The organism is Desulfosarcina ovata subsp. ovata, from assembly GCF_009689005.1.
In the GTDB taxonomy this organism is placed as follows: Bacteria; Desulfobacterota; Desulfobacteria; order Desulfobacterales; family Desulfosarcinaceae; genus Desulfosarcina; species Desulfosarcina ovata.
This window is the reverse complement of sequence record NZ_AP021879.1, coordinates 7,127,406-7,149,686: the sequence shown is the minus strand read 5'-3', so window position 1 is coordinate 7,149,686 and position 22,281 is coordinate 7,127,406. Positions and strand designations below refer to the sequence as shown.

Annotated in this window: 18 protein-coding genes and 1 pseudogene; 8 read left to right on the top strand and 11 right to left on the bottom strand. The window is 48.7% G+C overall.

Features of this window, described 5'->3' with window-relative positions; translation table 11 throughout:
• The first annotated feature begins 25 nt into the window (after window positions 1-25).
• From GN112_RS31300 to GN112_RS31280, 5 genes are all read left to right on the top strand, one after another.
• Window positions 26-1,054 (top strand): putative ABC transporter permease, encoded by a 1,029-nt coding sequence (locus tag GN112_RS31300; RefSeq protein WP_155313734.1) that lies wholly within the window; start codon window positions 26-28, stop codon window positions 1,052-1,054.
• On the top strand, window positions 1,051-5,562 hold the full coding sequence (locus GN112_RS31295) for an acyl-CoA dehydratase activase (protein ID WP_155313733.1): 4,512 nt from the start codon (window positions 1,051-1,053) through the stop codon (window positions 5,560-5,562). Before GN112_RS31300 ends, GN112_RS31295 begins: the two co-directional genes overlap by 4 nt.
• Before the next feature lie 1,178 nt (window positions 5,563-6,740).
• Window positions 6,741-7,283, top strand: coding sequence for a zinc ribbon domain-containing protein (locus tag GN112_RS31290; protein WP_155313732.1), 543 nt, complete (start codon window positions 6,741-6,743; stop codon window positions 7,281-7,283).
• A 299-nt stretch (window positions 7,284-7,582) separates the two neighbouring features.
• Entirely contained in the window at window positions 7,583-8,848 is a 1,266-nt protein-coding gene (locus tag GN112_RS31285; RefSeq protein WP_155309288.1) for an IS4 family transposase, read from the top strand.
• Window positions 8,849-8,898: 50 nt separating this feature from the next.
• Window positions 8,899-10,104, top strand: a complete 1,206-nt coding sequence (locus GN112_RS31280) for a transposase (protein ID WP_162459205.1) — start codon at window positions 8,899-8,901, stop codon at window positions 10,102-10,104.
• Here the strand turns inward: GN112_RS31280 and GN112_RS34995 are convergent.
• The 6 genes from GN112_RS34995 to GN112_RS31250 all read right to left on the bottom strand — a co-directional run bounded on the left by GN112_RS34995 (window position 10,082) and on the right by GN112_RS31250 (window position 13,960).
• On the bottom strand, window positions 10,082-10,468 hold the full coding sequence (locus GN112_RS34995; RefSeq protein ID WP_162459204.1) for a transposase zinc-binding domain-containing protein: 387 nt from the start codon (window positions 10,466-10,468) through the stop codon (window positions 10,082-10,084). The two genes, GN112_RS31280 and GN112_RS34995, sit on opposite strands and share 23 nt — an antisense overlap.
• Window positions 10,452-11,333 carry a tyrosine-type recombinase/integrase gene (locus tag GN112_RS31270; RefSeq protein ID WP_155313729.1) on the bottom strand — a complete coding sequence of 294 codons (882 nt, stop codon included), beginning with the start codon at window positions 11,331-11,333 and terminating at the stop codon, window positions 10,452-10,454. The genes GN112_RS34995 and GN112_RS31270 overlap by 17 nt, the downstream gene beginning before the upstream one ends.
• A gap of 241 nt (window positions 11,334-11,574) precedes the next feature.
• Window positions 11,575-12,681 carry a DUF6236 family protein gene (locus tag GN112_RS31265; RefSeq protein ID WP_155313728.1) on the bottom strand — a complete coding sequence of 369 codons (1,107 nt, stop codon included), beginning with the start codon at window positions 12,679-12,681 and terminating at the stop codon, window positions 11,575-11,577.
• Window positions 12,682-12,829: 148 nt separating this feature from the next.
• Window positions 12,830-13,240, bottom strand: a complete 411-nt coding sequence (locus GN112_RS31260) for a hypothetical protein (RefSeq protein ID WP_155313727.1) — start codon at window positions 13,238-13,240, stop codon at window positions 12,830-12,832.
• Window positions 13,241-13,386: 146 nt separating this feature from the next.
• A complete protein-coding gene (locus GN112_RS31255) occupies window positions 13,387-13,716 on the bottom strand; it encodes a type II toxin-antitoxin system HicB family antitoxin (RefSeq protein WP_155313726.1) in 330 nt (109 codons plus the stop codon).
• On the bottom strand, window positions 13,700-13,960 hold the full coding sequence (locus GN112_RS31250; RefSeq protein WP_155313725.1) for a toxin HicA: 261 nt from the start codon (window positions 13,958-13,960) through the stop codon (window positions 13,700-13,702). Before GN112_RS31250 ends, GN112_RS31255 begins: the two co-directional genes overlap by 17 nt.
• A gap of 786 nt (window positions 13,961-14,746) precedes the next feature.
• Here GN112_RS31250 and GN112_RS31245 point away from each other — a divergent pair.
• Window positions 14,747-15,376, top strand: a complete 630-nt coding sequence (locus GN112_RS31245) for a LutC/YkgG family protein (RefSeq protein WP_155313724.1) — start codon at window positions 14,747-14,749, stop codon at window positions 15,374-15,376.
• A pseudogene (gene ldhH, locus GN112_RS31240) lies at window positions 15,376-17,286 on the top strand (L-lactate dehydrogenase (quinone) large subunit LdhH); the annotation flags it as partial. The gene GN112_RS31245 and the pseudogene ldhH, both read left to right, overlap by 1 nt.
• A gap of 47 nt (window positions 17,287-17,333) precedes the next feature.
• Here ldhH and GN112_RS35075 read toward each other — a convergent pair.
• From GN112_RS35075 to GN112_RS31220, 5 genes are all read right to left on the bottom strand, one after another.
• Window positions 17,334-18,347, bottom strand: a complete 1,014-nt coding sequence (locus GN112_RS35075; protein ID WP_155313723.1) for a transposase — start codon at window positions 18,345-18,347, stop codon at window positions 17,334-17,336.
• Window positions 18,348-18,925: 578 nt separating this feature from the next.
• Window positions 18,926-19,942, bottom strand: a complete 1,017-nt coding sequence (locus GN112_RS31230; RefSeq protein WP_155313722.1) for an IS110 family RNA-guided transposase — start codon at window positions 19,940-19,942, stop codon at window positions 18,926-18,928.
• A 468-nt stretch (window positions 19,943-20,410) separates the two neighbouring features.
• Window positions 20,411-20,545 carry a hypothetical protein gene (locus tag GN112_RS34990; RefSeq protein WP_269434960.1) on the bottom strand — a complete coding sequence of 45 codons (135 nt, stop codon included), beginning with the start codon at window positions 20,543-20,545 and terminating at the stop codon, window positions 20,411-20,413.
• 13 nt (window positions 20,546-20,558) lie between these two features.
• Window positions 20,559-21,056: an ExeA family protein gene (locus GN112_RS31225; protein WP_155313721.1), complete on the bottom strand. Its 498-nt coding sequence runs from the start codon at window positions 21,054-21,056 to the stop codon at window positions 20,559-20,561.
• 398 nt (window positions 21,057-21,454) lie between these two features.
• Window positions 21,455-21,685 (bottom strand): hypothetical protein, encoded by a 231-nt coding sequence (locus tag GN112_RS31220; protein ID WP_155309029.1) that lies wholly within the window; start codon window positions 21,683-21,685, stop codon window positions 21,455-21,457.
• A gap of 229 nt (window positions 21,686-21,914) precedes the next feature.
• Here GN112_RS31220 and GN112_RS31215 point away from each other — a divergent pair, with 229 nt between their 5' ends.
• Window positions 21,915-22,280, top strand: coding sequence for a hypothetical protein (locus GN112_RS31215; protein WP_197743251.1), 366 nt, complete (start codon window positions 21,915-21,917; stop codon window positions 22,278-22,280).
• Window position 22,281 lies beyond the last annotated feature (1 nt).

Sequence of the window (22,281 nt, the reverse complement as noted above, 5' to 3'; positions counted from 1 at the left end):
CTTTTGAAGGAGAGTAAAGAGCAGAATGATGACTGATATTGTAAACATACTTTTTTCTTTTTCCTTTTTTTGCATCCTTGGTTGGGCGCTTGAGGTCTCCTATCGTTCCGTACGTGACAAACGGTTCGTCAACCCCGGCCTCCTGAGGGGACCGTATCTTCCGCTTTACGGTTGGGGTGCTCTTTTACTCATGGTGGCGGTTTCCCTGTTGCAGGTCTCTCATGTGTTGATTAAAGCACTCGCTTATTTTGCCGTCACCACCGGGCTTGAACTCGGCTTCGGGCTTATTGGCGAATGTTTTGCTCAGCCCCGGCTTTGGGACTATTCGGGCCAAAGATTTAATTATAGAGGGCACATCTGTCTAAAATTCTCCCTGTACTGGATACTGCTGGCCTTCGCTTTTGAATATGCCGTTTTGCCCCCCTATCAAAGCATGCTTGTCCTGCTTTCACCGGTCTTCAAGTGGATAGTTGCCGGAGCAACGATCTCAATCATGTCGATTGATTTCCTGGCGGTTGCAGCCGGGCGTTTCCTCCGCCTGACGCCGGAAGAGAAAACTCTGATGGAGACGGAATTCGTCAACACGGCAAGGCCGCTTCTCGATCTGCCGGATGTTGCAAAACTGGCGCAGTATAACCATCACAGGGGGAAAACCCGATTGGATCATGTGGAGGAGGTGGCCTGCCTGAGCTTTCGCTGGGGGAAAAGACTTTCGCTGGACACCCGGGCGATTATCCGGGGGGCGTTGCTGCACGATCTTTTCTATTATGACTGGTTGCATGACGGACCCAGGTTGCACGGTTTCCGGCACCATACTATCGCTCTTGAGAACGCCCGCAGCATCACCCGCCTTACCGAAAAAGAAGCGGATATTATCAAAAAACACATGTGGCCTCTTACTGTTATACCACCGCGCCATATGGAATCGCTGGTGGTTTCTCTGGTAGATACCTTTTGCTCTGCAAGGGACTATCTGAGCATAAAAAAACAAGACAAACCCGCAAAGGCAGCAGCCGTTTGCGTTAGTTCGGAATCAGGAAATAAAAAAAGATGACAAAACAGGCAGACAGTCTCTATTTTGCCGGGATCGATATCGGTTCAACTACAGCCAAGGCGGTCATCCTGGATAAAGAGGGCGGCATGGTATTTTCCCGCTACTGTCGTCATCAGGGAAAAACCGTTGAAACAACACGGCGTATTTTTAATGACGCCCTTGAGAAACTTGGCGACGTGGAGCTTGATTTGGCGGTTACCGGATCGGCGGGGATGGGTGCGGCCGAATTCTTCGGCCTGCCGTTCGTGCAGGAAGTGGTGGCCTCCGCGCACTTTATCGAAAAATTTTTCCCCGAAGCCAGGACGTTTATTGAAATCGGCGGCGAAGACTCCAAAATCATATTTTTCGACGACAATGGTCGTCCCGATATCCGGATGAACGGCAGTTGCGCCGGGGGGACCGGCGCCTTCATTGACCAAATGGCGGTTCTCCTGGATATTGATGTAGCTAAACTGAACGTTCTGGCCGGAAAAGCCACGAATATTTATCCGATTGCGTCCCGGTGCGGCGTTTTCGCCAAAACCGACATTCAGGCCCTGCTGAGCTGCCATGTATCCAGGGAAGATGTGGCGGCTTCCATATTTCATTCGGTCGCCCTTCAGGTGATAACCGCCTTGTCCCGCGGAAGGGATATGGAAAGAAAAATACTGGTCGGGGGCGGGCCGCTGACGTTTTATTCAAACCTGCGGAAAGCCTTTGCGAATCTGCTCAATATTGAGCATCCGGATGACCTGGTCATTCCGGATCATCCGGAACTGCTTCCCGCCATGGGAGCGGCCATGGTGCGCAATGGCAAACCATGTCGGGGCCGGATCGGCAATTTTTTATCCATGTCCGAGAGTGGCGTCAGCCGTGTAACCAACAGCGGCACCAAAAGGCTGCCCCCCCTGTTTGAAAGCAATTGCGAATTTGAAATGTGGCAAAAAAGGCATGAGCGAAATTTGGTTCCTAGGATTGACCTGCCTGCGGCAAAAGGAAAAGATCTTTTTTTAGGTGTGGATTCGGGGTCAACCACCACCAAGATCGTCCTTGTCGATGAGAAAGGCAAACTGGTTCTGGGCTATTACGGCTCCAACAACGGCGATCCCATCCAGGCGGTAAAAAAGGGACTGGCCGAATTCAGGGAAAAGTTTGTTTCCGCCGGATTTCACCCGCGGATCGTCAGAACGGCGGCCACCGGCTATGGTGAAAGTCTCATAAGAACCGCCTTCGGGCTGGACGACGGCCTGGTTGAGACCATGGCGCATTACCGGGCGGCGCGGCGCTTTGAGCCGGATGTATCCTTTATTCTGGATATCGGCGGGCAGGACATGAAGGCGATCTATATTCATGACAACGCCGTGGCTGAAATTCAGATCAATGAGGCCTGCTCATCGGGATGTGGTTCCTTTATTGAGACGTTTGCCCGTTCGCTGGGGTATAGTGTCCAGGAATTCGCAGAGATTGCATGCGATAGCGAATCACCTTTTGATCTGGGAACCCGCTGCACCATCTTCATGAACTCCAAAGTGAAGCAGGCCCTTCGGGAAGGGGCGACGGTCGGCGACATTTCGGCAGGTTTGGCGTATTCGGTTATCAAAAATGCTCTGTACAAAGTGCTGAAGCTGAAGGACGTCGATGTCCTGGGGAACAAAATCGTAGTTCAGGGCGGAACATTTCGAAATCCGGCCGTATTACGCACCTTGGAGGTGCTTCTGAACAAGGAGGTTATAAGACCGGATCTTTCCGAACTGATGGGAGCCTACGGTGCGGCCCTGACAGCCCTTTCAAATCATCGTGCGCATGTTGTGGCACCCGTTGCTCCGCAACAAGAAGCGCTGAAAGGTCCGGATCGGCCGGCACAGGAGACCGGCGACCTGTCTTTTGAGAAATTGGTGATGGAAAGTGGTTTTTCAAAAAAGGAAATCCGCTGCCGGGGATGTGAAAACCAGTGCAGGGTTTTGAAACTGACTTTCAGCAACGGTAACCATTTTTATACAGGGAACCGATGCGAGCGGCACTTCAGCAACAATCCGGATGTGCAATGCAAAGGAAGGAACCTGATTGATGATCAGATAAGGCTCCTGTTTGAGCGAAACACGGAACCCGAAGGCGAACCGATTCTCACCTACGGTATTCCCCGCTGCCTGAACATGTATGAAAACTTTCCCTTTTGGTGTGCCTTTTTGACCACATGCGGCTTCAGGGTGGTTCTCTCGTCCGAGTCCAATTTCCAATTATATGAAAAGGGGTCTTCCACTGTCATGTCGGAAAACATCTGTTTCCCCGCTAAACTTGCCCATGGGCATATTTTCGATCTTGCCGGGAAAAACATCGACAGGCTGTTCTATCCGAGCGTCGTCTATGAGGAAGAAGAATACGCAGATGCTTTAAACAGTTATAATTGCCCGGTGGTTACCGGATATCCCGATTTATTGAAGAGTGCTGTCAATCCAGAGAAAAAATTCCAAATCCCCCTGGACAATCCATCTGTCAGCTTTAAGGATTTCGGTTTACTGAAGGATCAGCTTTATCTGTTTTTCAGGCGGGTTGGAATCAATTACCGGACGATATCAGAAGGTGTTGAAAAGGGCGTCAAGGCGCAATCGAATTACAAAACGGAACTCAGGTCCATGGCGAAAACGCTGCTGGCCGGGTCGGAGGCCGAGGGACGGACAACCGTTGTCCTCTGCGGCCGACCCTACCATGCAGACCCGCTTGTCAACCACGGTGTTCCGGATGTATTGACGGAACTCGGCGTGGACGTCGTCAGTGAAACCGCGCTTCCCCTGAATGCAGATACCGTCTCTCTGGAAGATGTCAATGTCCTGACCCAATGGAGCTATACAAACAGACTGTACACAGCGGCATGGTGGGTAACGAACACGGCGAATACCCAAATGGTTCAGTTGACCTCTTTCGGCTGTGGGCCGGATGCGATTTCGGCTGATGAGGTCAAAGAAATTCTGCGCTATGGCGGGAAGATTCATACCTTGATTAAAATGGATGAAATCGCCAACCTGGGTGCCGTCAGGATCAGACTGCGCTCCATGCTGGAAGCGGTGAAGGAAAAGAACGGCAAAACGAGGGCCGCAGGGGGCGGCACAATGCAAACGGGCCGGGCGGTTGTGGGCAAGGCCGGAAAGAGAACCCTGATCGCCCCCTATTTTTCACCCTTCTATTCACCGCTGGTCCCGTCGGCTTTCAGGCCCTTCGGTCATCGGGTTGAAGTTCTTCCGCCCCAGGACAGGGGGTCGGTTGAATGGGGGCTTAAAACCGTCAACAATGATATGTGCTACCCCGCTGTCCTGGTAGCCGGCGACATTATCAAGGCATTTCAATCAGGCAAGTACGATCCTGAAAAAACCGCAGTCGTCATGACCCAGACCGGCGGTCAATGCCGGGCATCCTCCTACGTGTCGCTTATCAGAAAAGGACTGGCCGCCGCCAGCCTGGATGAGGTTCCGATAATCGCTATATCCAATGAGGAAATTAATGCACAACCGTGGTTTAAAATAGATAAAATGGGGCTGATAAAACGGATGGGCTTGGGAATTATTTTCGCCGATCCCCTGGCCAGGATGTATTTATCAACAATGGTCAGGGAAAAGGTGCCCGGGACATCCAAAAACCTGCATAAAAAATATCTCTTTGAAATGGAGACAGGCATCGAAAATGCAGATTATTATTATCTTCTCAATCTTCTGAAAAAGGCCGTGGCGGACTTCAACCGGGTTGAGATCAACGACAAGACTGTCCCAAGAGTCGGAGTCGTTGGAGAAATCTTCGTTAAATATAACTTCTTCTCCAACGGAAATATCATCGACTGGTTGTCCGGCCAGGGGGTGGAAGTGGTTCTTCCTCCTATACAGAATTTTTTCGCCCAGCGCTTTATCAATGAGACCTACGACCAAAAGGCCTTTTTTAAACGTTCTTTGGCGGATCGTATTAAATACAGACTGCTGGAGATATACTCAAATTACCATGTCGGCCAAATCGAGCGGATTATGCAGGGATTTCGTTTTTACAGAAAGGCTCATGACATAAGAAAACTGGCGGCGATAACCGGCGAGGTAGTCAGTTTGGCCAATCAGTTCGGCGAAGGATGGCTTCTTACGGCTGAAATGATCGCCATGCTCAATGAAGGGATCGGCAACATCGTCTGTCTCCAGCCCTTCGGCTGCATTGCCAACCACATCACCGGGCGGGGCATGGAAAACAAACTCAGGGATATGTTTCCTCATCTGAATCTACTTTCACTGGACATGGATGCAGGGGCAAGCGAGGTCAACGTGATGAACCGCCTCCATTTTATGGTGACAGCCGCACGGGAAGAGGTACCCTGCGAGGTGGGAACACAGCCGGCGCAGAGGACAGCTCGAAGATTTGCCATTCCCGATGCATGGCCGCGCGAACTGGATTCCTTCAACGCCTACACGTCTTTGGAGGTCGAAAAATGGAGGGCCTGGGCGTCCAACCTGGGACTGTGGGATAAGGCGCGGCAGATGAAGCGCTGGATCGGTATGTAACCTGCAGCATTACTGAATTTGACGGTCAGAAGGCAGAGGGCATAACCCTCCGCTCGTCAAACGAGACATGCGGATTCCTCCCTCCTGGCAGGACTCTTCTGTGAACTTCACCTGAAGGGGAAATATCTCAGATGAACGAATGGAGAACGGTTATGAAGAGGGTTGCACGCGGGGAGCCAAACAAAACAAGGGGTTACAGATTTTCGGTCTGCAACCCCTTTTTCATTACCCACCGCTATACCCACCACTGACAAAAGGGTTAAAAGGTTCCGTCACCGGAAACGAAACCAGCAGGTCCAGTGCTTTGGCGCCGGCTTTGGTTCGGGTTTATTTTTTATTTGGTCATTATGACCAGATAAATTCCTGTCTGATTCTTTTTGGCGGACACGCCCCCTTAACTGCTCACCACTCACCCGATCCCCATCCGCCGTACCTTCGTTAACCTTTTTCGACAATGCCCTGGTTACCGCGCGCGTGGGGAATGCGTCTGGTTCGGGTTTATTTTGTCCTGAGGACATTTTAAGACCAACCATATGGCGCCCCTCCCGCGCGCGTGGGGAATGCCAAGCTTTATCAGCATCTGAGGCTTAAAAAGCCGCCCCTCCCGCGCGCGCGTGGGGAATGCTGTTCGTCATAAACACCGAATAGACCGGTATACATGGCATCCGCGCGCGCGTGGGGAATGCCGGGCTTGTCATCAACGAATGATCGGCAAACCCGTTTGTGGATCATATTTGGCGGATTGTGAGCCACAAACAAAACGGCCCGGTCCCAGGGCGTCGCTTTTCGTTCCCGGTAACGAAAAGCGACCAATCAGGCGATGGGCTCAAGTCTTCCGGCTTCCGGCCGATACAACCCCCACTGGGGGACACTGTCCCCCATAGTCCAGACCCGCTTCCGCTGTACTGTTCTGCGCTTCCTATTGGGGCAAAGCCTTTTCCCTTGGTTTTGCCCATTTTTATTTCCAGCTTCCAGAAATAAAATGAATTCCATCCTGTTGTGATTGATAAAATCAACAGTCTGTTTTATGATCGCTTGCTTAATACACGATATGGATACAATAACGTTTCTTTTCAATTTCGTTCCCCAATAATAGCTCCATTTCCATTTTGATTGATAAGTATCAGAACTTGATTTGAATTTAGTTTTACACGAAATTCACTGACGGGAGGTGTGGGATGGCTGCAATCAAATGTGAAAATTGTGGTAAAATGATCAGCGATAAAGGAAAAACATGCCCGTATTGTAATATCCCTTTAGCTCTGCCTAAGAAAAAATCCGTTTTTCCAAAATGGGTTGTAGTCGTAATTTCATTGGTTTTGCTTGCGGCATCCATATCTTTTGTGGCCTACAGTCGCTATCAATATAAACAGAAACGAATCAATGAAAATTTTGATTTTTCGATGCGAATGATCAGCGGTGATCTGTTTCGAATGGCTCAAAAATCGGACCTAATTGTGGTTGAAATCAATAATGCTTGGCGAGAAGCGATTTTCTCGGAAACAAACAAACGGGACTTTAATGAAGCCATCGTTGATGTAAAAGAAAGCCGATCAGAGGATATAAAGGAATTGATTAAACTTTCAGCCAGCATAGAGAAAAGTCTAAAAGAAACTGTTATTCCAGAGGGAAAACAACTGCAATTTGACAAAATTAAGGAATTCTATCTACTCGAGTTTTCGAAAAATAGTGCGGGACATTATTCTCAATATGTGCGATAATATTTCTGGAGGTGTATAACGTGCTGAAATAGAAGGGATAATAAGGATGAAGATTCCGTGCGCTAAGCCGCTCGCATTCCTTGTCACCGGGCTGTCCTTTTTGAAACCAGGGCTAACCAACATTCAATTTGATAACATGATACTGGTCGCAACGGCCTTGGTATTGGGTTCTGGATCAATACCGTTCGGCATACATATTGCCGTAACATCTTGTTATTAAAATAAAAAATAGCGCTGGACAAAAAGATCGCTTTGTGTTTTAATCATGGTGGGTACAATTAATTAACCAGGAGGTCTCCATGAGCGAACACATCGACAAAAATGTTTTTCAAACAATTCTATCACCGGTGCTACCATTGATTGAGGTTACTCAAAATAGTCTCCATAATGATTTGGACACTTACAAGCTTTCATTATCATCGTTCACCACAAATTTGCTTTTTGGAATAATAACCAGAATTAAAAGCGTTGGACAAATCGTCACTGAGATCAAAACATCACCAACTGCTAAGGCATTAGGATTGGTCGTCGCATCGAAGTCTATGTATAATGAAGCGTTTAATCGTTATCCCCCAGAAATATTTAAAGATATATTCCATCAGTTGGTAAAAGAATTGGATTTGCATAAAATTCCGGAAATCAGTCATCTTGGAAAAATGCTAATTGTAGATGGTTCGCTTTTTCCGGCCATTTCCAATATGGCATGGGCTTGTTACAAGAAAACCGCTAATGCGATCAAAATGCATTTATCTTTTGAACTCAACCGAATGATTCCAACCGAATTTATCAGTACGGAAGGTAACTTTTCCGAAAAAGAATTTGTTAAGCAAATTCTTCGCGAAGGCATTACATATGTCTGTGATCGAGGCTATATCGCTTTCAATCTGTTCAAGCAGATATCCGACAGCAATGCATTTTTTATTATTCGCGGAAAGTCGAATATGACGTACACTGTAAAAGAGTGTCTCACTGCCACCGTACCGGATACATTCTTGAAATTTTTCAGTGACATCACAGATTCAAATATAATATTCAATAGCGATGAAAACAAAGCAAGTTATCGTATTGTTAGCTTTACGGCTATGGGCGAAAACTACATTTTGATCACAAACAGAAATGATTTGACAACTTACGAAATTATAATGCTTTACGCTTACAGGTGGCAAGTGGAACTTTTTTTTCGCTTCATAAAAAGAACCTTCAAGGGAATTCACTTAATGAGCCAATCTCCTCATGGCGTACAGATACAATTCTACTTGTATATGATTGCTTATCTATTGTTATTATCATTCAAACAAGATACGGAAATAATAAGCAGAGAAAATGAAAAAGATGAGCATGAATCTGAAGAAAATAATAAGAACGAAACCTTGCTAACTTCATCTTCATGCTCCAATTCAAATGCAAAAAGACCATATGTTTGCGGGTTAGTAACTCTTCTTGGAGAAAAATTAAAACAGTTTTATAAAATTGGTCTTCACTGGTTATTAGCAGTAAAAAATAATTTGTTAGAAATATTTGATGTGAATATCGCCAAAGTTATTGCTCAATACTCTTATCAATGACTGTGCCGAACAGTATTGGTTCTGGATTCAACCTGAGCCGCATTAGTCGAATGTGGTTGGAAGAAAAGGCGGTTAGCACGCTTTCTTATTTTTTATCCGATGCAAAATTTTACATCCCCGAGTTGCAATTGCTTTATGCCAAACGCATCCAGCAAATGTACACCCTTCAACCAGGTTATTTTCTGATCGACGACACAATGAAACACCATACCAAATTCTGCAAATGGATTCACGGTGTGTTTGTTTTATTCGATCATGCCTTTGGAACGAACATGAAGGCAACCTGCCTTGTTTTTGTGTATTACAGTGATGGAAACCTTATCAAATTTCCAATCAATTTCAGAATGTTTCACAAAGAAACGGGGACGATGCCTTGGCAAAGAGGGAAAGCCCATCCATACAAAACCAAGTATGCGCTTGCCGTCGAGATACTGGAGTGGGCATTGGAAGTCGGTTTCCCCCCTTCCATGGTGTTAGCGGATTCCTGGTTTTGCACAGGGCCGTTTATCAAAGAACTTAAACGCCTTGAGCTCAGTTATATTATCGAACTCAAACCCAATTACACGGTCAGGGTCCCATGCCAGCCCCCTAAGCTCACCCCCAAAGGGCGATTGTCAAAAAATCAATATTACACGCGGTCCCTGCCCGAGGTTTATAAATCCATTTCTTACGTTGAAAAATACGGCTTTACAGCAGACCCGGCAACTGGTAAAGCTCAAAAAGTTCTTTATCACACGAAGACTAAGACGCTTCGTTTAAATTCTATAACTGGCAAGCATTGTGTTGTTGAAAGTGTTGATCCCACCACTCAAACCACGAAATATTTACTTACCGATCAACTCACTTGGGAAGCCGGTAAAATTCTCATCACTTACAGCCATAGATGGGTAATTGAAGAGTTTTTCAGGAATGCGAAGCAGCTAACCGATATGGAGGGAGCCACTATCAGGAGTGAGCAAGGCGTATCAATAACGATATGCCTGGTGTCCTGGATTGACTCCCTCCTCCATTTTGAAAACTACAAGCAAAGCACTGCTGGAAAACTGTCAAAGGGATCATTAACGATCCCCTCAATTATACGTCAATCCCAATACGAAAATTTCAAGGCAGTATTTGAGAGACTGAAGGCGGACGAAGATTTTTATCGCAAGTGGTTAGAAGTGGAAGAGAAAAATATCTTCAGGTTCCGCAAACCGAGAAAAGAAGTGGAGTTGCTCGAACGGAACCAGAATCTCAATCCCCAAGAGGCTGCATAGCAATGAAAATGCCATAATCACAATTTGTCAAAGAACTATTTTTCGAAAACTCGAGAAAATAGTTAACCGGCAAAAGTTCAGCCTGCCGGGCAGACAACCAACGTTGCTTGGTGATGGTCTGGCATTTCGGGCAATGCCGGTTGCGGCACGAGTTGTAAAGGATGCGTTCGGCTGCGCATTGATCGCACATTTCAACGTGCCCGCCAAGATAAGCGGTCCGGCAATTTAAAATGTCGTATACGACCCTGTAATGCTCCGGCGGCATATTGTATTTTTTGAGATAGTCACCGATGTGGCAGCGCAAAATATCCGCCACCTCCACCTGTCGGTTTGCCGGTTGAGGATAATTATTGATTGGATTCATCGTCATCCTCCCACGGCGGCGCCTGTTGTTCCGGCTCTTCGATAAAATCCAGAGGGCTCTGGACCTTTGCCAGCCCGTTTCTGGAAACGTGGAGATAGACCATGGTGGTGGACAACGAGCGATGCCCCATGAGAAGCTGTATCTTGCGCACATCATAGCCGGCTTCCAGCAGATGCGTGGCAAAGCAATGGCGAAGGCAATGAATGCCCTTGCCCTTGGTGATGCCGGCATCGCGTTTGGTCCGGCTGTACATTCTCTGAATCGATGTGATGCTCATGGGGGTGTCGCGGCGTTTACCGTAAAACAGCCAATCTGTCGGGCGATAGACCTTCCAATAGGTCCGTAGTTCCTCCAGCAGCTTTTTTGAAAGCAGCGTATCGCGGTCTTTCATGCCTTTGCCTTGATAGACCCGGATCACCATCCGCGCACTGTCGATGCTTTTGACTTTCAGTGCTGCCACTTCACTGACCCGAAGCCCTCCAGAATAAGCCGTCATCAATATCAGCCGATGCTTGAGATCCGCCGGAGTGTCGATGATCATGCGAACCTGCTCTCTGCTTAGAACTTCAGGTAGGATTTTTGGTTTACGACGGCTTGGCATATTCAATGCGATTTCGCTGTTTACCAGTGTATGCTGGTAGAAAAACTTCACCCCGGAAATGATAACATTGCGTGTGCTTGCGCTCTTCCCTTCATCTTTAAGGTGAAGCACGTAGTCTTCGATTTCTGTTTGCGTTAGACGATCCGGTGACTTCCGATGAAATTTTGATAGGCCTTCAACTGCAGACAAATAGGATTGCTGAGTCCTCGGTGAAAAATCCTTAAGTTCCATTGCCCGGATCATCTTTTTACGCAGTTCTGACATGAGTTCCCTCCTTTGATTAATGAGATAAATATGAGATTTTCGGAGTTATACCGATGGAGGGAATTATAATAAAATCGGAGAAAAACCGGAAATAAGGAAAGAATTACAGAAATTCTGGTGGGTTAGCTGCCGCGTAGCGGCTTAGTCCAACGCTCAGCATAACCGGCTGGAAAAAGCTGCACAGCGAAGCGGCGCAGCTTTTTCAAGTCCGAGTTTATGCTGTTGTTGGGGTTATTTCCATTTATGTAAGGGCTTTCTCAACTGATACCACATATGAATAGGGATTTTCTCTTAATGCCTTCCTTTTGTCTTGGTTATACAAAATCCCCATACCTATTAGCGAAATCCCTGCACCTACAAGCAAAGCATTTGGAACTGCTAATCCCGCTCCGACGAGCGCAGAAGATGCACCAGCGGAAATGAATGAAACTTTCATCAAACTTTTTGTCATCCATCCGATACGATTATCAGTAAGTGCATCCTTTAAGTCGCATATTGCTGGTGCCACCTCGTTTGTATACTTATCATGAACATATTGACGCAAAGCGTCAGTAGAAAGATTCTCAGGAACATCGCTGGTGAGTTCTTCAATCTTTTTCCTGAATTTTCCAACTTCGTTTTTGTGGCCATTTTTAAAATTCAAGATTTTATCGGTTGGGGTTTTAGGATCAATTCCAATTTGTTCAATAATCAGATCAACCATCATACCTTCAGCCAACTGCCTTGGGGCATCTCTTCTCCGCCTTCTTGCTCGGAATTCATAATCGTAAACATTGCGATATACACTGGATAGTTCTGAATCCGCTTTAGCTTTAGCACTAAGGCGATGAGATGATGGAGAATCAGTCAATAACCCCAATCCGAAACGCTCAGAAAGCCGAGTAGCCAGTAAGGTCATGTAAAATGATGCAAATTCACTATCAACCTCCATCCAATTTCCACGCCTTCGGCTAAAGCCAATCTCTTCCATCATATATCTAATCTCGTGGTCCATTTTTTCTGGATGAAGATGTGCTATCCTCCTAATGCTATCCGGTAGCTTTTGTGGATGCAAATAGGCGGAACGACGATTTTCAGTAGATAACATTAAATTTGCTGCTTCATCACTCGACAAGTAGCGGATCACATCATCTGACAATGATTCTATTTCTTGCATATCTGAATCAACTCTTAGCGGAATAAGAATGCCGGCATCTTCAAATTCCTTTGCCGCTCTTTCTTCATATGGAGACTCTATAGAGGCTGGAACGATTGTCTGAATTTTTTCCCAAAATAATGCCGATGTCTTAAGCCAACCACTATTCTGAACGTCTATCCAAGGATAATAAAGTGCTTGTGTATGTGACATAATTTTGGCCTCCTCATTAGTACCCCAACGCTTGCTTCACCGGCCGGGCGACAAGCGAGGAAAGCGGTTCAAAAAGCTTTGAAATAAATGCAAGAACAGGCTTTCCAAAAAATGTCTGGACCCGCCCGGTCGAGTGTGTAAGCAGTGGTTAAGTGTGTTCAAATTTGTCCAATTTTTTATGAAAATTCTCCCTATGTTTTTTGCATACTTCCTGCAACCAATCGAACTGATCGATAATATGATCAAATTCAGGATCGAATTCAAATTGAATTTCGCAGTACCTTGCTTTACCTTCGAGATTTGTTAAAGGAGTGTTTTTAACAGCTTCAACTAATTCTTCATACTCCTTTTCAGTTATTTCAAAAGGTGTCCAAATTGCTCCCGGGCTCATACCGCCATCGCCTCCACCTTCAAGAAAAATTGTATTAACAATATGGATTGGAGGGAAGATACCGCAGGCTCCAAAATATGGAATATCATATACAAATGATAACAAATCATTTTCCACACTTTCATCACCTGCATGAAATTCAGTTCGATCGTATTTAATTTTTCTCATATTGCACTTAACGTGGCGGTCAGTAGCAGCCAGGAATTGCACTGACATTCATAGGAACTGCAGAGACGTGAAATAAGAATAAATTCACAGAGTGGCATCGTCCTGGATGTCTACTGCACTGCATGGTTGTGTGCAAATCTTTACGGCTATTGGCTCAGTTTGGAACTGGCAATACGGTTAAGACTCACGCCAGCTTCCGCAGCTTGAATGGCCAATTTTCGATGAACATCAGGTGGGACCCTGACCATAAATTTCCCACTGTAGCGCTTGCTGGCAAAGGGTTCAGGTATTGATTCACCATTTTCGCCCATGTCCAATACGACATCAGCCACCAGTTTGCGGATTCCCTTCAAAGCTTTTTCCGGTGTCTCAGCCAACCAACTGAGGCTCGGAAATTCAGCACACAGGCCTACATATTCATTATCATCATCAGACCAAGTTACCCGGTATGTATATTTGTCATCTTTTTGGCCCATCTCCGACCTCCAGCTTTTCAATAGCCAAAAGCACCTGCCTTACTTGGTATGCCTTGGCTTTTCCTTTATCGTTTTGGATATTTACCCTTGGATCACCTTGCCAAGGTGTTTTATAAATTCGATGGCTGCTTTTCTTCTGACGTGGTTCACCGAAAAAATGGTCGCATATCCTACACAATTCAGAGAATCGCACATCCTTCGGATTTCTTTGCATTTGAATAAGCAGGTCGCCGATTTTAGTCATGGCAACATAGTATCATTATTGGTACTAATGTCAAGGATCGATTTCAAACAACTAGGACAGGGGAGGGTAAAAGCGATATAGGCCACACACAACATAAACTAGACGACCCAATAGTCGTCGTATAATGCGACGTTAATATTTACGAAATCGTAATAGACGACTGATTTGCAGTCTAATAACCCAATTTAACCTGACTAGACGACTAATTCGTCAAATAAAAATTTGGCATTTCGTAAGACAATGGAACAAGATGAACAAACGTTCACCATGGATCTTTTCATAATATGGAGCTTTAGCGGTTGTGCTGATGGAACGATGGTGATTTTGATTATCTTCAATTCCTTATTATGTCAATAAGGTCTTTCAGCATTAACGATTTATGGCGGGACCGTTGGATGGGATATGGCTCACAGAACCGTTATATCTGGATGCCGGATCAAGTCCGGCATGACCAGTCAGGCATTTTTTGGGAAACGTTTCCGATGCGGGACCGTTTTCTAAGATTACATATTCCACCGCGGAGCGCAGGCAAGCTGCTTTTTCCGAATTCATCAAGCTTGGCACTTGCCTATCACCCGCTTTCCACATAAGACAAAAATGACGGAGTGGGAACCTATTCGCGGTTAAATGAAAGGCAATTGGTACTCCCACGCGGAGCATGGGAGCAAGACGAGGCGTTGAAGCAATTATTTTTCGCGGGCATGGCCCGCTCTTACAGCCGCCATCGGATTTGGCGTGTAGGAGCTGGCCACGCCTGCGACCCTGCCAAATGAATGGAGGTGGCCGATGAAACCAGACCCGGCGGTGGTCGAAACCTTTATCCAGAAGGCGGAAGCGGTATCCGCCAAGGTCGTGCGCGTGGCCTCACCGGAGGCCGCATTCGCCTATGCAGTGGATGTGTGCGCGACCAAGGAGGCCTGCCAGCTGCTGGTTTCCGGCTGCGAGGCACCGTTGTCGGCAACGGCCGAGGCGCTTTGCGAGACCAAGCAGGAGAAGATCATGGCCGCGCCCAATCTTCCCGAGACGGAATTCAAGGCCCTGGAAGAATTGTGCCGGGAGAAGTCGATCGGTCTAATCAAAGATGATCTGCGCAGCCATCTGGCCGGCATCGACATCGGCTTTACCCGGGCCGATTACGCCATTGCCGAGACCGGCACCCTGGTGATCAACTCCAAAAGTGAGGCCCTGCGCCTGGCCACCATGGTCAGCGAGATCCACATCGCATTGCTTCCCGTATCCCGCCTGCGGGCAACCGCATTCGACCTGACGGAAGAACTTAAGCAGTGGATGAGCGATCCGGCCGACTACACGGCGATGATCACCGGTGCCAGCCGCACGGCAGACATCGAACGCGTACTGGCCCTGGGGGTTCACGGCCCCCTCGAACTTCACATCCTGCTCTGGGAGGAGTGCTGATGCAAACCGTAACCAGCCTGAAAGCCTACAAAGCCAACGTTGACGAGGCCTTGAGAAACCGGTTTCAGCGCCAGGCCCTGGACAACTTTGCCGTCACCTATCCCACCGGCCGGGCCAATGCCTTTGCCGGCATGAACATCGCTGAACTGGTCGACAAGGTGGCCGATATCAAGGACCGCGCCCTGGGCCGGATGGACGAGCTGTATGCCCAGTTCAAGGCCAATGCCGAAAAAAAAGGCATCCATGTGCACCTGGCGGCAACCGCCCTTGATGCCAACGCCATTATCGCCGACATCGCCAAAACCGGCCGGGCCACCCGAATCGTCAAATCCAAATCCATGACCGCAGAGGAGACGCTGCTCAATCATTACCTGGAGAGCGAAGGGCTCGAGGTGACCGAAACCGACCTGGGCGAGTGGATTATCCAGCTGCGCCACGAGGGGCCCACCCACATGGTGATGCCGGCCATTCACCTGTCGCGTCATCAGGTGGCGGACCTGTTCAGCGAGGTCACCGGGAAGCGGCAGGAGACGGAGATCGAGCGCCTGGTCAAGGTGGCCCGCCGCGAGCTGCGCCAGAAGTATGTGGAGGCGGACATGGGCATCAGCGGCGCCAATTTCGCCCTGGCCGACACGGCCACCATCGGGCTGACCACCAACGAGGGCAATGCCCGGCTGGTGACGACCCTGCCGCGCATCCATGTGGCGCTGGTCGGATTGGACAAACTGCTGCCGTCCCTCGAAGACGCCCTGCACATCAACCGCGTCCTGCCGCGCAACGCCACGGGCCAGCAGATCACTTCCTATGTCACCTGGATTACCGGGCCGACCCCATGCGCGGTCGCCGATTCCGGCCGCAAGGAGATGCACATTGTCTTCCTGGACAACGGCCGCCGGGCGCTGGCCAAAGATCCGGTTTTCTCACAGGTGCTGCGCTGCGTGCGCTGCGGCGCCTGCGCCAATGTGTGCCCGGTCTACCGCATGGTCGGCGGTCACCAGTACGGGCACATCTACATCGGCGCCATCGGCCTGATCATCACCTACTTCTTTCACGGCCGCGACAAGGCCAAAAACCTCGTCCAGAATTGTATCAACTGCGGGGCCTGCAAGGCGGTGTGCGCCGCCGGCATCGACCTGCCGCGACTGATCAAGGAGATCCACGCGCGCATCCAGGATGAAACCGATCACCCGCTCTCCAGCATCCTGCTGGGCAAACTGCTCAGCCACCGCAAACTGTTCCACCAGCTGCTGCGCACGGCCCAAAAGGCCCAGGCACCGGTGGTGGGCGAGAACGGCTACCTGCGCCACCTGCCCCTGATCCTCTCCAAGGAGCACAACTTCAGGGCCCTGCCCCCCATCGCCAAAACACCCTTCCGCGAACGCTGGCCTGAAATCAAACCGTCGGTGGCCAACCCGACCCAGCGGGTGGCCCTTTTCGCCGGCTGCGTCCAGGATTTTGTCTATCCCGAGCAACTGGAGGCCGGCGTGGCCCTGATGGCCCGCTTTGGTGCGGCAGTGGAGTTTCCCATGCAGCAGTCCTGCTGCGGGCTGCCGGCCCTGATGATGGGCGAGAAAGCCGCCGCCCGGGATGTGGCCCGGCGCAATATCCTGGCCATGCGCGGCAGCGAGGTCGACCAAATCGTGACCTTGTGCGCCTCGTGTGCGTCGCACCTGAAGCACAACTATCCCCAGCTGCTCGCCGACGATCCTGCCATGCGGGAAGCAGCAGAGCGGTTCTCCGAAAAGGTCGTGGCCTTCAGCAGCTTCATGAACGACATCCTCGAGATCCCGGCGGATGCGTTCCGATCGTCCGGTACCCAGACCACGTACCACGCCCCCTGCCACCTGTGCCGGGGCATGGGCGTCAAACATGCACCCCATGAGCTGATCCGCAAGGCCGGACTCGCATTCGTTCCCGCCCGGGGAGCATTGGGGACGCTCCTCGGTTTTACGGATTATCAGATAACCTCATCTGAAAGTTTAAACCCTTGCTCTTCGACAATCCGCAGGCCCCTTGCCGCGGACTCGCTAGCCGTTGAGGCAGCGATGTTCAGTCGTTTTGATATCGCCACCGCGCTCATCCCAAGTTCCCGCGTCGCCCAATAGCACAACACGCTGCGCGCCGTTACCGTTTTGCGTTGTTTTCCACCAGTCAACAGCTCCTTTGACGTGAGGCCGAACAAGCCGGTCACCCGCTCTACCAACCATTGAAAATCGTATCCTCGAGCCAGGAGCATATATTTACGGTCCAAATTCTCCTGGGCGGCTTGCAATACGCTATCGACGAAATCTCCCTGGCCTAGGATGCGCTCATCTCCCTTTATCCGGCTTTCGCCTTTACGCATGGTTCTTAATGCGGCCCATCCTCCGGCGCTTCGCACCAATCCGCCTCCTGTTAAATCGGGTCGGCGGCCTTGCGAGATCCCCTTCTTTACGAATTCCAGATAGTGTCTTCTGGCCTGCTCAATCGTTTCGCCAAAAAGATTCAATACGTAATCGATATTATGAAATCCATGGATGACGTTGCCCATTATCACGCTATGACCACAGTAAGGGTAGATATTCAATGCTTTTATTTCATCGACAATGCCGGCCCGCAAAGGATTGAGGTGAATATAGCGCACCAGTTCCAATAGGTAGGGATCTTCCTCGCACAAAATCGACTTGTAGCGATTCTGAAACAAGTGTCCAGATCGCCGATGTCGCCGGTTAAAACTCACCGCGTAACCGGTCAACAGTCTGCGCATCACCGTGGCGATAGGAACGGTTCCAGTCCTCAATAACAGGTGGGTGTGATTTGTCATCAATGCCCACGCATAACATGGTGTTTTGCTATCGGCCAGGATACCTCCAAGCCGATCCAAAAAATCATCCCGGTCAAAATCGTCGAAGAAGATCTTTCTGCGATTGATCCCCCTTAAAATGATGTGCTGCAGCGCTCCGGGGGCGTCTATGCGGGATTTCCGTGGCATAGTAACCGTTTAGCAGGCAGATCTAAAATTGTAAACCGGAAATCCGACGAACGTCCCCGATATCCCCCGGAAATCCGACGAACGTCCCCGATATCCCCCCCGTTGACTCAGCATATCAGCGGCCCGTTGCTCAAATTTGTTCCCACTGCTATCGAGGATAGGGTCATCCGTGGGTCGCCCATTAAAGTGCGGGTCAAGTAAAAAAACACCTTCCCGTACGAAAAAAACAGGCTTTTTTCGCTTGGCCAATAAAATGCTGTTTAAACGACGTTTTCGCTGTTTCCCTTCTTCCGCGCCCGTAGCTTCAATTTGGTCGGTTAGATCGATTGTGGTCGATCCGCACCAGTCACCCATCGGGATCAAGATGGTCTATGCCATCCCTGGCTCAAAGAGCCCCAGAAGACCTTCGGTACCATGCCGATTCCAAATGATGTTTCACAGACCAGTGGCTTGAAGCCAACCCTACCTTGGTTCACGGCATGGGCGGACGAATCGAAAACAAGCAGGATACGGCAGTACCAATCAGACCATATGGATTGTACCAGACCCTATTCGTGGTTTGCTGCCGTAACCAAATCTTACCCAAACAACAACGATGGATCGTAAATTGTTTGATCTCTCATGATAAAATATGATGCTTTACTCAGCTTGTTGGCAAGGGCCTTGATAGCCACCGTGTAGTTTTTCTCAGCCGTTTTGCGTTCGATAAACTTTCGTGCCAGAGGGCAACTTCTCTTGTTGTGATTAGCGGCTTCCACATAAGCCCAGGACAGATAGCGATTGCCGTTCTTACGATTGTTATTGCTTTTCTTTTTGCCGTTTGACGTGCTTTGTGCCTTTACGCAACGGCAATACGATGAGTAGTTCCCGACTTTCTCAAAACGTCTTATATCTCCAACCTCAAGCATGATGGTCATCGCCAAAATCTTTCCAATACCGGGGATGGTGAGCAAACCTCTATAGGCGTTATCCAACTCAACCACGGTCTCCACCTCCGCTTCGATTTCTTTGATTTGTTTTTCCAGAAAACGGATGGTTCCAATCTGGTGCAAGGCCGTGGATACCAGATTAGGGCAGTCAAACATTTCCTCGTAGGATTCGTCATCAAGATGAACTATGACGCTGGCGCTATGCTCTATTCCCCGATTACGAGCAATCATACTTTGTAGGCTAAGAGTTTGAGCTGTCCGTTGTTTTACGAACAATGTCCTTCTCCGAAATAGATCTCTTACTGGCCGTAATGATTTGGGGTAGATGTAGCCTTGTGGGAGGATGCCAAGTCTGAGCAGGTGCGCAAGCCAAAACGCATCATATTTGTCATCCCGGTTTTTCAAACCCTTGTATTGCTGTATGGCTGTTGGGTTGGCCAAGTGGACCTTGTATTCTTGCTCCATCAATCCATCGACCAGCCAATACCAGTTATAAGTTGATTCGACGACAACTCCTTGAAGGCTTTTTTTATACTTTCTGAGCACCTTCAAAATCTCCTTGAGATTGTTGTAATGACGCCGACTGTGTAGCTTTTCGTCATTCTGGTTGATTACCCCGATGAAACTATTACTTGAATGAAGATCTATCCCAGCGTAGGTTTTCATATGGCACCTCCTATTTTTTTGACATGTTACTCTATTATTCCACAGCGATGGTAGCTATGGAAGGGAGGTGTCTTTCTTATTAGCGGTCAGCAGAGAGCCATCATGTATTGAGGTAAAAAGCCTGTAACAGTTCTTCGGTGTTGATTCCCGCAATAAATGGAACGAAATTTTCAGATTAAATTGAAGCGTTTTCCAGATTCTCTGATTGATTGGAAGAGTTATTCTCGCATTTCCCCAGTTGGTGGAAGTCCCGTAAATTGATGACTGAAGGATGCGCTACGCGCGTCGATTAGATTGGGTTTTTTAAGGCATGGGCAGGAAGGCTTGAATAATGAGGGGAACAGCAAGTGTGGTCTGCTGTTCCCCTCACGGCATTATTCAATGCCTCCTGCACCCGGCTATCCCTTGATAGGTTGCTCCCCAGCAGAGCCTATCTCCGTTTCACCGGGCAAACCGTATCCACACGGATTAAAATTTCATCTTCTTTTGCTGGCTTACCACAGACAATTCATCAGTTAAGCGGTTGAGCACATTTAAAATGGCGGCCAATACCAGGGCTTCCAGTTGTTGCCGGATATCTTCGGCGGTCGGATGGGATGGCATATTGACTCCTTTCTTAAAATATTTCGGATGCAGCGAGCCGGACATGTTCCGCGTTAACCGTTTTATCGTGACTCATTGCCGCGGCCACCAAGGCTCCTCGAGCCAGGTGATTGGCTTTTCTGAAGATGCCGCCCGACCCTTGATGGATGGCCGTAATGGCATCGTCTTCGAACAGCATCCGGTCGATCCCGGCAATGGTCAGATGGTGCCTGAGATAGGCTTGCATCTGCTCTTTTTTCGCACCGATAAAATGGCTTTTTGCCACTACTCGCGATGCCAGTGGCAAACACCCCGGATACCGCAGGTTGTCGATTAAATGGGTTTGCCCGGCCAGCACGATGGGAAGATAGGGCTTGGAGTCCATTTCGAACTGACAAAGGGTATGCAACTCCACGAACACTTCAAGCCGAAGCAACGAGGCTTCATCGATGACCAGGACCCCATGTTGTTTTTTGCCGTGGATCAATTCCAGGATTTCACGCTTGATTAGAGGGGCTTGGGGTCGGACCAAGCAGAATAACCTAATATCAAAGACTTATGTTTAGAGGGGCTTGGGGTCGGACCAAGCAGAATAACCTAATATCAAAGACTTATGTCAATAACAGGGTCAATTTCCGAGCTTATGCTAAGGCAAAAATAGTGTAACGGCCTACCCCGCCTATGCGGCAAAAGTGTAACGGTTGGTTCTACTATCCCGCAGCGAGACCCCGCCCCAAAAATCAATAAACCTACCACGCTACCCCGCCGCAATAGCTCCCGCCGGCAATCGTTTTTACCAAAAAGTTTTTGTAGGTTGTAAAGTGGGTATTGTCATGGTCCAAGAAAATGAGGAGAAAGCCCGGAACCATCACTTCCGGGCTTTCAGGGTGAACTCCGTATCAAGGCCGGATGTTCATTAAGTAAATTACTTTAAACTCCGGCCACTTTCAAGGCCGGATGGTAAAGCTGATCCAAATATCCTGTCGTTGGTGCAACACCGTTTTTTGTGTGTGCCGGTGCTGCTTTCGTGGGCATGCTTATTGTTGCGATGCATGCCGCATCGCCGGTCGTCTCCAGTCCCGTCGAAAAGCGCAGCGACGCTACCGTAAAACCGATAAAGGTAAAAAAGCCCACCGTCTTGCCGAAAACCGTCGTCGGCATCGTGAAATCGATCCACGTAGAAAAAACATGGATGATCATACTTCAACAAGCCCTTTTAAACGGGTTATGTTGCCACCACAGATCGAAATTTCGGTACCTTTTCGCCTCGGTTTTCGATGCCGCTGCCATTTTTGCGGTCGGCCGGGTGAAATTGTGAGCCATTTTCCACGCCGTGGTTATGGATGAAATCTTTTTCAGGATTTTTTACGCAGATAAGGAGGCCAATATCATGAGACGACGGTTTACAGGGGGAGAACTGTTTCAACTGCGCAATCGGATCCCGGTTGACTGGCTGATCAAAGAACAGCTTCATATCCCATCTAAAGTGATCGAAGGCATTTTTCGTTTTCTATGCCCGCTATGCAATGAATTTCAAACCGCGACCAACCCCAAGACCAATCTCGCCAGGTGCTTTCTTTGCGAGAAAAACTTCAACCCGATTGATTTGGTCATGACCGTGAAAGGCCTTGGATTCGTTGACAGTGTCAAATATTTGCAAACCCTTGTACCAAACAGACCGGATCCTTTAACGGACCAACGGTTGGAATTGAATCAACTGCTTGGCGATATCGGGAAACGGATGAGCATCGGGTGAA